This window comes from Colidextribacter sp. OB.20, assembly GCF_009911595.1.
GTDB lineage: Bacteria > Bacillota > Clostridia > Oscillospirales > Oscillospiraceae > Lawsonibacter.
Genome location: NZ_QWKG01000056.1, coordinates 1 through 11,947, shown reverse-complemented (window position 1 = coordinate 11,947; position 11,947 = coordinate 1). Strand labels below are relative to the sequence as shown.

General features: G+C 54.8%; 8 protein-coding genes. All 8 read right to left on the bottom strand.

What is annotated here, in order from left to right:
- The 8 genes from D1641_RS13590 to D1641_RS13555 all read right to left on the bottom strand — a co-directional run bounded on the left by D1641_RS13590 (position 1) and on the right by D1641_RS13555 (position 11,846).
- Positions 1-954, bottom strand: coding sequence for a hypothetical protein (locus tag D1641_RS13590; protein ID WP_160666601.1), 954 nt, complete (start codon positions 952-954; stop codon positions 1-3).
- Between the two features lie 3 nt (positions 955-957).
- Positions 958-5,244 (bottom strand): antirestriction protein ArdA, encoded by a 4,287-nt coding sequence (locus D1641_RS13585; RefSeq protein WP_160666599.1) that lies wholly within the window; start codon positions 5,242-5,244, stop codon positions 958-960.
- 239 nt (positions 5,245-5,483) lie between these two features.
- The gene (locus D1641_RS13580; protein ID WP_160666597.1) at positions 5,484-7,574 is read right to left on the bottom strand and encodes a DNA topoisomerase 3; all 2,091 of its coding nucleotides are present in this window, start codon (positions 7,572-7,574) and stop codon (positions 5,484-5,486) included.
- Positions 7,575-7,589: 15 nt separating this feature from the next.
- Positions 7,590-7,778 carry a hypothetical protein gene (locus tag D1641_RS13575; protein ID WP_002569177.1) on the bottom strand — a complete coding sequence of 63 codons (189 nt, stop codon included), beginning with the start codon at positions 7,776-7,778 and terminating at the stop codon, positions 7,590-7,592.
- Positions 7,775-8,476 carry a DUF4366 domain-containing protein gene (locus D1641_RS13570; protein ID WP_002585094.1) on the bottom strand — a complete coding sequence of 234 codons (702 nt, stop codon included), beginning with the start codon at positions 8,474-8,476 and terminating at the stop codon, positions 7,775-7,777. The genes D1641_RS13575 and D1641_RS13570 overlap by 4 nt, the downstream gene beginning before the upstream one ends.
- Positions 8,469-8,747 (bottom strand): DUF4315 family protein, encoded by a 279-nt coding sequence (locus tag D1641_RS13565; protein ID WP_002585095.1) that lies wholly within the window; start codon positions 8,745-8,747, stop codon positions 8,469-8,471. Before D1641_RS13565 ends, D1641_RS13570 begins: the two co-directional genes overlap by 8 nt.
- Before the next feature lie 34 nt (positions 8,748-8,781).
- Complete coding sequence (locus D1641_RS13560) at positions 8,782-10,851, bottom strand: CHAP domain-containing protein (protein ID WP_160666595.1); 2,070 nt, start codon at positions 10,849-10,851, stop codon at positions 8,782-8,784.
- A gap of 35 nt (positions 10,852-10,886) precedes the next feature.
- Positions 10,887-11,846, bottom strand: a complete 960-nt coding sequence (locus D1641_RS13555) for a site-specific DNA-methyltransferase (protein ID WP_160666593.1) — start codon at positions 11,844-11,846, stop codon at positions 10,887-10,889.
- Between the last annotated feature and the right edge of the window lie 101 nt (positions 11,847-11,947).

Genomic DNA, 11,947 nt, shown 5'->3' with positions numbered 1-11,947 from the left:
TCATACCTCCATATCGTGATTTTTTGTTTTCGCCGCCGCCTTTTTCGGGGTGGTCTTTGCCTTGTCCGCTTTAAGCTGCGCCCGGATAGAGGGGCGGGGCTTCCTTATCTCCCTGTCCCGGTTCTCCCCTTTGTCAATCAGCGCATACGTCCCATGTCTGCCCTCGATTTTGGAAAAGGAAAGGGTCTTATAGGGCAGCATGGAGAAAAGGCGGTCAGTGTCCTTTGTGGTTGCAAGCCGCATGAACGCCGGGGAAAGCTCTGCCATGAAATGGGTCTTGTTCGGGCTGTTCGGCTCGTAATGCCGCTTCATTTCCCGCACAATGCGCCGCGCTTCCGTTTCAATCAGCCCGTCCCGCAAAGCGGCGATATGCGCCTTGAAATCCCCCGGCGAAAGCTGCTCCCGGCTGCGCCGTTCTTCCTGTAAAAGAGCTTGCAGCGCGTCCGGGTCGTTGGGTACGGCTTCAAAGCGTTCAAACTTCCCAAGCTGCGGGTCTGGGTTGCCGTTGAAGAACCGTCCGGCGGGTATCTCCCTTTCCCCTCGCTCATAAATCAGCTTCACCGTATCGGCGGGCAGTTCCTTTTCCTTGACGCGCTCATAATGTTTAGTGTAGTCCAGTTCGTACAGATTGCCCTTGATTTTCCCGCGCTCCTTTCCCGTCAGCTCGATTGCATAGGCAAGAACGCGGTCGCTTGTCTGCTCCATGTAGAAACGCCATGTGTTGTGGGGCGCGGTGTCTTTGAGGAAAACGTCGCGCTCCCGGAAACAGTGCGTCCCGGACGGGCGGCAGAACCACAAAAGTGTTTTGTCCTCCCTGTGGGGGCTTGCCGCCGCCTTTGCGATAATCTCTTTGTCAATGTCTAAGTCGCTCTGGTAAAAGCCTGTGTTCTGCTTCATAATCGCTTCAAGGGAAGCAAACAAATCCATGTTTTCAAATTTGCTCTGTTCCGGCATGGGTCAGCTCCTTTCCAAGTCCTGTGACTTCTGCTTTGCGTTTTTCTTCTGTGCCTTTTCCTTGTCGGCTCTAAGCTGCGCCCGGATAGAGGGCTTCTTTTCCGGCTTCGCTCCCTTGCCGCGCTCCTTGTCGGCTTTGACAGCGTTAGCCAGGTCAACAAGGGAAATCTGCTCGCCCGCCTTTACCTTTGCTTCCAGTTCGTCAACGGTGGGGGTGTTGTTGATGATACCGTCAATCATGTTCCCGTTCTGCTCTGTGGTCTGCTCGGCGGTTTTCAAGGGATTGTCCCGCTGCGCCTGTTCTGCGGCAACGGCAAACGCCCGCGTCCCATTCCCCATAATCAGATACTTTCCGTCGTCCGACTGGTGGTGAAAGCCATATCCGGCGGCTTCTATCTGCTCCCGGCTCATGGCGGTTACATGGAAAGTCCCTCTCGGTGTCTTGACAGTTTCGCCCGTTTCCAAGTCGTCCGGGGTAAGCTGCTTCTGCTCCTGTAAAAACTCCGGCACTTCCCGGAAACCTACACTGTCAACGAAATGCGCCGCGTCCTGTCCGTCCTGATGAAGCACTACCACGTCCGAAACGGAAAGGCTGTGTCCCTTAAAATCTTTGGGGTGGTCGATATTGAAACGGGCGTAAATATCTTCAAGGGAAGTTTCCGGCGCAAGGGGCGCGGAATAGACAAGCTCATAGTTCGCCCTGTCAACCACATTCCCCGCCGCCTGCAGGCGGTCGTAAGGCTCAAAGCGGAAATCCCTTGTTTCGTCCCCGTCTTTTATCTGGTAAATGGAAAAGGTGTCTTTGTCCTGTCCGGCGGTCTGCGCCGTTTCCTGTGCTTTTGCGTAAAGTTCTTTTACCTCTGCCTGTGTCAGTTCCCCGGCGTTCAGTTGCCCCATAAGCTCGCGGCATTTTTCGGGTGTGCCGATATACAGAACGTCGCCTATTTTGGCTTTCCCGTCCTCCTGTGGAACGTATGCTTGCAGAATAGAAAGATTTTCCCGGCTGTCGCTGCGGGGGTTCGCGTGTACTTGATAGATGTACTCCTGTGGGGGCTGCGCCTGTGCCGCTTCCTTTTGGCCGCGGATATGCGCCCGCAGTAAATCAGTGGGCTTTTCCCCGGTAAGGGGCTGAATGGATTTCACATAGTCTGCCGCATAATAGGCATTATTGGTTAGCTGCCGCTGCCATGCTTCGGCTTTGGGTGACCACCGAAAACCATTGCTTTTCAGTTCTGTCCGCGTCGCTTCGTCGGGCTTCCCGTCAAAAAAGATTTGCAGACGGTTTGCTTCGGTGTTTGCTTCCACTCTGCCGCCCTCAAACTCCCAACCGACAAAACCGATTTCTTTTGTCTGTGAGAGGGATTTAATGCGGTCTTTGACGCGCCGGATTTCTGCGTTGTTGTTGGATAACGCCCATGACGCGAAAGGCTTATCCCCCAAATGCCATTGGCTCGACATATCCGCTTTCAGCTTTTCAAGCTGCTCCGGCGGTAAATGCGGGCAACCGTCAAGGGTCTTATGCTTGCGGTAATAGGCGTTGACTGCTTTCATGGTTTCCTGTGATTTTTCCAGTCCCGCAAGTTTCTTTTGAAGTTTCTCGACTGCTTGCGGGTCGTCCGCGCTGATACCGCCCATTCCTGTGCTGCGGATTTTATCAAGCAAGCCCTGTATGTCCCGGTATTCCTGCATATTCCGGTCAGTGGCGGCGTTCTGCTTTTCTTTCTTCCTTGTGGGGAAGTTGGAACCTCCGGCAATCAAGATAGAGGGAACGCGCCCCGCAATTTCATAGCCCTTGTTCATATTCGCCGCCAGTTTCCGGGCATAAGTGTCAAGCAGACTGTCAATCTTTTCATGGTACATAGGGTCAACACGTTTTTTCTGCCGTTCCGCGATTTGTACGGCTTCGTCAATGTAGCTGCGGTATTCTGCCGTTGCGCTGCCCGGTTTGTAATCGTAAAAGCTGTTCATATCTTTTGCGCGGCGGGCGGCGGTTTCGTTGATAGAATAGTAGGGGGCGGCGGCTTGCTGCGTTTCCTGTGTTGTGGCGGTTTCCTGTGGGGTTTCGCTGCGGGTTTCCTGTGCTGTGTCCGCTTGTTTCTGTGGGGCTGCTTCGGGCTGCTCCGGCGCGGGGGTTTCCGGCGGCTCTGTTACTGCTTCGGGCTGCGCCTGTGCCTGTCCTTTTGCCTGTTCCTTTTGGATTTCCGCAAAATGTCCGTCAATGGCTTCAATCAGCTTTGCAGCGGTGCTTTTGATGATTTCAAGAGAGCTTTTCAGCTCGGCAAGCTCCCGTCCGCTGCTCCACCCGGCGACATAGCCGAAAGAATAATCCGACGTGTCAAGCCCGTAATGTTGGCAGACGGTAAAGGCGATACTTTCAGCCTGTACCTCGCGGGTGCGGCGGTCGGGGCGTTCCGGCGCGTCGATAGCGGTATCATGCAGCGTCGCATGGGCGATTTCATGGATAGCGGTCTTGATATTCTGTAATTCGCTCATGCCCTCGTTGATGATGATTTTTCTTTCCTCATAGTTGCAGCGTCCTTTTATGCTGCCTGTCAGTTCGTCAAAGCCAACGGCAAAGGGCGACGTTTTTTCAAGGGCGGCGAAAAAATCCGGGTACTGTTCCACATTGCCCGTCAGCTCGGCGGCAAGGGTGGGCAGCTCCTTTCCCTCGGTCTGCGCCACGTCAAAGACAGAAACGACAATAAACTTCGGTATCTTGATTTCCTGTACTTCGGTGACGGGCTTTCCGTCCGCGCCGATTATGGGCTGCTGCGTGTCCGGGTCAAGTTTTTCCACCTGCTTCCGTATGGTCTTTTCGGTAGGGGCGATAATCCGTATTCCCTTTTCATCTGCCTTTACATGGCGGTTGATAAGCGGGTCTTTCCATGCTTTGAAGCCCATGACATGGGTAGCGTCGGGGGCTTGCATGGCGATTAAGACGGTGTTCCGCAAGCTGTACGTTGGAAACTTTGACATGACGCGCAGATAGTCCGCATAGCGTTCACTGTCAAACAGTTCTGTAATGCCGCGTTCCAGGTGGGCGGTAATCTCTTTCAGCTTCCCGTCGGAAGTGTCGGCGGTAGGGATAATAGGGATAACCGGGCGCGGTTCGGCAGCAAGGGCGGGCTGCATTGCGGCAGCGTCAAAATCTTCTTTTTCCGGGTCGGGGCGTTCTGGCTGCGGGGGCTGCGGCGTTACCCGGTATTCCTGTGGCACGTCGCGCCCGTCGTACCATTCTGTAAAGGTGTTGCGGTTGTTGTAGATATAGCCCTTTTCGGTAAACATACCGTCGTCGTTAATGGAAGCGTCCCGCCCGTATTCCTCATACATGAAATACCGTTTCACTTCGTCGGACAGCTCCGGTTCTTCCAGTTCGTCAACCAGATAATGCCCGTATTCTTCTTCACTGTGGACGGACGGATAAAGCCAGTAGCAGTCAAGGTTTTGTGCAAGGTTGATGATGTCCTGTAAGCTGTCGGCATGGTCGCCGTATTCAATGGCTGCAATGAATTTCTCCCGGTCGTCGTCAAACTGCATTTCCAAGAGCTTTCCTAAATAGTTCAGCTCGTCGGGGTGGGAATACTCGCTTAAATGTTCCGTCAAGCCGGGGATAGGGGATTGAAATTCTGTGAAATGCCATTCCTCGTAGTGCTTGAAGTCAATCCCGATACGGTCAAAGACTTCTTTCAGATGTTCGGCAGTCGTGGGGAACGTCACCCATTCGCCCGCGGGTCTGCCCTCGGTGTACTTTCCAAGATTGGAAAGATAGCCGCTTAAAATCGGTTCTGCCATTTGTTCGCTCCTTTCTTCGTTCATCATGCGGTGCATAAGCTCAAAATCTTCAATGCTCATGCTCCCGTCAAATACATAGGGGTTAAAATCCTCTCCGTCCCGGTAGGGCTTTTCGGAAAAGGGAAGCCCCGCTTCATGGGCGGCGGCTCTCGCTTCCTCGATAACCTCCGGGGGAAGCCTGTCGTCATGCGCCCCGATAAAACCGTCAATGTCGTTCATGCTGTTTTCGTAGTGGTAGCGCACTCCGGCGGTCAGCTCGTCAAGGCTCATGTCCTCGCCTAAATGCCCGCAGTAATAGCCGTTTAAGATAACGGCGGCGGGGTCGGTGCTTTTGATTTCCTCTAACCGGCTCCTGTCCTCCGGGTAGAGGGTGTCGTCCATATCAAGATGAAAATATTCCGCGTTCCATGAACGCCCCTGTTTCCAGAACGCTACCCATGCGATACCGTCCCTAAGCTCGTCTTGATAGTCCTTTACGGTGTCCCGTAAACTTGCCATAAATGAAAACCTCCTTTCTCTGCGTCAGCGTCATAAGCTGCATTTTTTGGCTGCATAGCCTACTACGGTACACCCGCATTTCTGCCAAAGATTTATGAAAATTTTTAGAGGGTGAAGCCCTCCGCAAAAAGAGGGTTTGGGAAACTTCCCAACAAGCAAAATCCCCGTCCGGCGCGTCAGCGGCAGGACAGGGATTTACGGAAGTGGGTACCCGCTTCCTATGCTTGCTATTCAAGTTTTTAGTTCTTCTGCACTTCGATACGGTAGTTGACGTATTTCCCGCCAGTGTCAGCCAGAACGATAGTTCCGTCGTAGGTCTTGCCTGTTTTCGGGGAGTAGAGCTTCTTCACATTCGCCTTGCCGGATTTAAGGAGCGCGGCGGCAATCTTCGCGGAAAAAGCGGTCTTGCGTTCCTCGAAAAAGCGGTCATTCTTCCACATGACAAAGGCACATTCTTTGTTGCTGCAATAGTAGTTTTTCTTCCCCTCATGGACGGGAGAGCCGCAACGGGGGCATTTGCCGACAGAGGGCTTTTCCTCCCGGAACAAATCCTTTTTCCCGTCCAGTGCTGCGGCGTGTGTCTGCACAAGCTCCCGCGCCATAGCTTCAATGCCGGACAGAAATTCGCCGGGGTCTGCGGCTCCCTTTGCTATCTGCGTCAGATTGTTTTCCCATTCTGCGGTAAGCTGCGGGGAAGTGAGCATATCCGGCAAGATTGATACAAGGGCGGCTCCATTCTGCGTGGGGATAAGCTGCTTGCCTTTGCGCTCTGCAAAGCCGCCCTTTACCAGTTTTTCAATGACGGCGGCGCGGGTGGCGGGAGTGCCAAGCCCCCGGCGTTCCGCGTCCGGGTCGGTGTCCCCGTTCCCGGCGCGTTCCATAGCCGACAAAAGGCTTGCTTCGCTGTGGGGCTTCGGCGGCGTTGTGATATGCTCCGTTACTTTTGCGGCGGGGTTAGGAAAGCCCTGTCCCTCGGAAAGCTCCGGCAGCGTCACGTCTGCATTTTCCCCGTCCTCCGCTTCGGGCTTATCTTTCAGCGTCGCCCGGTATCTGCGTTCCATCTCTTTCCAACCGTCAGAAATAACAGTCTTTCCCCGCACCGTAAACTCCGTATCGGCGCATGAGAAAACCGCCGTAACCGCTTCAAAGATATGCGGCTCGGCGGTGGCAAGGAGCAGACGCGCCCCCGCAAGGGTGAGGATATTTCTCTCGCTTTCCGGCAGCGCGTCCGGGTCAGCCTTTGCAAGCTCCATAGTGGGAATGATTGCGTGGTGGTCTGATACTTTTTTACTGTCTGTTACCTTTGCAACCTCCGGCGTGAAGTCCGCGCCCGCCATAAAGGGGAGCTTTTCGCAAAGCAGCGCGATAATGCCCGCTGCGGTGCCGCCCATGTCGTCAGTAAGAAAGCTGCTGTCCGTCCTCGGATAGGTAAGCAGTCTTTTTTCATAAAGGGCTTGTGCAAGGTCAAGGGTCTGCTTCGCGGTGTAGCCGAAAATGCGGTTCGCTTCCCGCTGCAAAGAGGTAAGGTCAAAGAGCTTCGGCGGGGCTGCGGTTTTCTTCTCTCTGGTGAGGGAAACGCATACCGCCGTTTCTGTTTCGCAAGCCCCTTTCAGCGCGGCGGCTTCTGCCTTGTCTGAAATCCTTTCGCTTGCCGCTTCCGCGCCGGATAAATCAAGGCGCACATGATAATATTTTTCTTTCTGGAAATGGGAGATAGCCGCGTCCCGGTCGGTAAGCATTTTTAAGGTCGGGGTCTGGACGCGCCCCACGTTCAAAGTCTTTCCATACAGGCAGGAGAAAAGCCGGGTGGCGTTAATGCCGATAAGCCAGTCAGCCTTTGCGCGGCAGAGGGCAGACGCAAAGAGCGCGTCATAGTCCCGCCCGTCTTTGAGGGAAGCAAAGCCCGCCTTAATCGCCCCGTCCTCCATTGAGGAAATCCACAAGCGGCGCATGGGCTTTTTGCAGCCCGCCGTTTCGTAGACAAAGCGGAAAATCAATTCTCCCTCGCGCCCCGCGTCACACGCATTTACCACTTCGGAAACGTCGGCGCGGTGCATAAGCTCTTTTAGGGTTTTGAATTGCTTCCCCTTGTCCGGGTCAACGGCGTACTGCCATTCCTCCGGCAGAATGGGTAAGCTGTCAAGCTGCCATTTCCTGTATTGTTCCCCGTAGGCGGCAGCTTCCGCAAGCTGTACCAAATGCCCGACGCACCATGAAATGAGGCAGCCGCCGCCCTCGATATACCCGTCCTGTTTCCCCTTAATGCCAAGCGCGGCGGCGATAGTCTGCGCCACGCTCGGCTTTTCTGCAATCACAAGTCTAAATGCCATGAAAAAATCCTCCTTTCAGCGTTCCGGCGCGGTGTGCTTCTTCTCCTGTGCCTGTTTCAGACAATAGCCGATACAGGGGGATTGCGCCTTATAAGGGCAACGCATACACGCCGGGGATTTTGGAACGGGCGGCGCACTGTCACGCCGCCCGGTGGGTCTTTGTACCATCATTTTTTCTAAAGGGTTTTCGGTGAAAAGCGTCATGCTTCCTCGTCCTCCTGTTCTTCATCAGAAAGCCCGTCCCCCTCGTCCTCGTCGTAATCGTCAAAATCGAAATCTTCAAGGTCGGTGTCGCCCTTGACGTTCTGCTTTGGCTTCATAAACTTAAAATAATAGAACGCGCCCCCGCCGCCAAGAAGTGCCACGACAAGGAAAAGCACAAGCCCGCCTGTATTGCCTTTCTCTTTGGGCTGCTCTGTTGGTTTCTCGGTTTCCGGCTCCGCTTCCTTGCCACTGCAAGCGGTCATGTTGTCCTTGCAGACAGGGCAGCTCACATTTACCTTTCCGGCTTCGCATTTATCGGTGCAACTGCAAACGGCGGGCGGGGCTGCTTCGGTGCTTCCGTCCTCCATAAGTGCTAAGAGGTCGGCTTCGTCCACTTGATTAAGGAAATGTACGGTGTCCTCGCCCTCGTCGTCCCGGTCAATGAGGATATAAAAGTAATTGCCGTTTTTGGTCGTTACGGTGATAAGCTGCTTGTTGCCGCCGAAATCGTCTACAAGGGTCGCGTTCCCGTCCGGGGTAAGGGGTTCTTCCTTTTGGGGTTCCTCGTAGACAACGCCGCTGTCGTTGGTGTCGTCCTCTCCCTCCGGGGTCTGTGCAAAAGCGGTGACGGAAAAGCCGCCCATAAGTACAAGGGCGGCGCAAAGTGCGGTCAAGGTTCTAAGGATTTTCTTATTCATTCTCGGTGTCCTCCATTTCTTCGGTGTCATGGTCTGCGGGTTCTGCGGGGTAGCCCGGCGCGGCTTCCATACCCGGAATACCGCCCCCGGAAAGCATAGCGGAAAGCTCATGCGGGGAAAGGCGCATGGAGCGCACAAGCTGTACGATTTGCAGGTTTTCCGCTTCGGTTTTCTGCGCTTCAAGCCCCCTTAATTTGTTCTGGTACTCGGTGATTTTCTCGCGGGTCTTTGCAATCTCCCTGTCGATACGTTCAATTTTGTTCATAGCCATAAATAAATTTCTCCTTTCTTTGCTCAAAAATATGTTAATTCCAGTTCATCAGCCCATAGCCTTTGATACAGGAGTAATTGACGGGGTAGCTCTTTATCTTGCAGGCGTCGCCGGAATTGCCCTCGACGGTATAGACGCGCTCCCCGTCCGTTCCGATAACAAGCCCCACATGGTCTGCGCTCCCGTCCCCGTCCCAGTCGAAAAAGATAGCGTCGCCGGGGGCGATATTCTCATAGCCCCTCGCGCCCCATTGCCCGCGTGACTGGAACCAGGGTACGCCCTGTGACTGGCACCCGGCAAAGCGCGGCTCGCTCTTTCCGGCTTGATTGTAGCACCATGAAACGAAACAGGCGCACCATTCCACGCGGCTGTTAAATCCGTACCAGCTCCAAAAGGGTCGCCCGCCCACGTTGCCGACTTGCCGCTTTGCAAGGTCTACAACGGCGGTGTTGCCGGGGCGTGTGCCGTTTACAAGCTGTACGCCGCTTAAATCCTCGGACGCGCCCATATCGGGGGAGCCGCCGCCGAAAATCAGCGGTTTGTTTCCGCTTGTTTCCAGATAGACGCGGTACATTTCAAGCTGCTGTGGCGTTAGAAGTTCCTCCGCAATCTCGGAAATGGGCTTGTTCGTCAGCTTCACATTAAGGATATGGTACTCGTAGGGTACTTCCTCGGTGGTCGTTTCCCCTGTTTCCGGGTCGGTGCTTGTTTCTGTGCGGTAGCGGATTTCCGTTTCTTCCGTCAGCGTCAAGGTGTACTGCATGGCAAAGACGCGGTTTAGTTCTGCCTGTGCGCTCTGCGGGGTGTAGGTCTGTAAAAGGGCGGTGAGGTAGGACGCTAACTCATGGGGGTTATGCCCGATACTGTCAAGGTCATAGCGGTATTCGTCATAGCCGGGGTGGGTGCTTTCGATATTGTCAATCTGCTGCTGAAGCTCGTTTTCCTTTGCGGCGTAATTGTTCTCCGTCGCCACAAGGTCGCTGTCCTCCGACGTGTAGGAAGTCCCAAGTATGCCGTTCATCAAGCCGGAGAACATGGAACCGCAAGAGGAAAGCCCCGCCGATACCATGATGAATAAGAGCAGCGCGGCAACGGCGATACATACGCCCGCCGGGTGCCGCCCTACAAAAGCGATTGCCCGTTTGGTTTCCTCGGCGGTTTTCTTTGCCGCTTTCCTTGTATTCTCCGCTGCCTTTTTTGCTGTGGCTGCGCCCCCTTTTTTCGCTGCCTTTGCATACTGCCGCTTGATTTGCTGCTTCTGCATGAAGCGGGAAAGGGGATTGCTCGCAATCTGCGGATTGTCATGTAAGGCTTTGTGGTACTGGAAATCCACATTTGCCTTGAACGCCGCTTTCTCTGCCTTTGCCGCCGCCCGGTAGGGTTTCAGCTTGTGGCTGCGGTAGCCCTCCTTGACTTTCCTCGCCCCGTACTTTGCGCCGCGCTCTGCCAGTTCTTCGGATTTGTGCGCCCCCTCAACGCCGGAATTGTCCTTTTCAACGGAATGTATCTTGTTGTGGACGAAAATACCCGCTTCCTGTGCGGGGCGGGATAGCGGGTTATTGTGGGGCTTATTCTTTCCTATGGGCTTTTCCCGTTCCTCAAAGCGTAGGCGGGTCTTGCCTTTCCCGGTAGCTTCGTCAAAGGTGCGCTCCCGTACAAGTTTCTTTTCTTTGGGGATAGCCGCCTTTGCCGCGTCCAGACGGTCGGCTGCTTTGTCCGATTTTCGGATATACTTTTCAAGCTCCGGCGTTGCCCGTTCCTCGTCGGTAAACTGCAAGCGGGAAGATTTTTCTTTTGCTGTGGCTTCTGCCTGTGCTTTCCTCGCCGCCTTTTTGCTCGCCTTTCTGGTACGCGCCCCGTCGATACGCTCCAAGACGCGCTCGGCTGCGGCGGTGTCCTGTTCCCGTTCTGCCCCCGGCGCATGGGGAAGTGGCGGCGTGTCGGTTAAGGGCGGGGAAGTTGCGCCGCCCGGTAGGGGCTGCGCTGCCTGTTCCGGCTGCTGCGGGGCTTCGGTCTTTGCAAAGTCCGCGTCCCTTATCCGCTTGCTGATACGTTTCTTTTTCCCGGTGGCGGCGTTTACCTCGACAGCCCCCTCGCGGGTCATTTTCTGCGTGACTTTCTCACGCGCTCGATACTGTTTTATTTTTCTGTCCCTCCAATCCGCGCCCTTGCAAGGGCGCAATACTCGGCGTTTATCTCAATGCCTATATAATGCCTGTGAAGCTGCTTTGCGGCTGCCCCCGTCGTGCCGCTGCCGAAAAAGGGGTCAAGCACAACGCCGCCTTTCGGACAGCCCGCCTTGATACAGGTTTCGGCAAGTTTTGGCGGAAACGCGGCGAAATGCCCGCCCTTGTAGGGAACGGTATTGATAAGCCACACGTCCCGCCTGTTCCGCATGGTCGGCATGAGGGCTTCGTCGTAGTAGCTGCCGCTTCGCGCCCGGTTAAGCCCCTGTACGTTCCCCTGTCCGGGTACTTCGTCCGCATATTTCTGTCCCGCGCTGCGCCCGGTGCGGTACCGCGCCGCCGTTGTGGGGGCTAACGGCTCGGCTATGGCGGCTGCGTCATAGAAATATTTCTTTGACTTCGTAAGCAGAAAGATATGTTCATAGCAGCGGGTAGGGCGGTCTTTCACGCTCTCCGGCATGGGGTTTTCTTTCTGCCAGATAATGTCGCTCCGTAAATACCACCCGTCAGCGCGTAGGGCAAAGGCTAAAAGCCAAGGGATACCGATTAAGTCCTTTTGTTTGCAGCCGGAAACGCGGTTGTTTCTTGCAATCTGCTGTCCGTTTCTGCCTTTCGGGTTCTTCGGGTCTGCATGGTAGCCTTTATTTCCTGTGCCGCAGTAAGTGTCCGCGATATTCAGCCAGAGCGTACCGTCAGAACGCAGTACCCGGCGCAGCTCGCGGAAAACCTCGGTCAGCCTGTCAATGTACTGCTCCGGCGTGTCCTCCCGCCCAATCTGCATATCAAGCCCATAATCTCTAAGCGCATAGTAGGGCGGGCTTGTGACGCAACAGTGTACGCTTTCCTCTGGAAGCTCCCGCAAGGCATAGAGCGCGTCGCGGTTGATGATGGTGTCAGTTTTCAGCCCGTTCATGCTTCGCCTACTTCCTCCGGCTTCGTTTATTAAAGAACTATGGTTATTCGAGAAGAATGTGAAATGCCTCAAATATGGTGGAAAACAGCATTCTTCTCGAA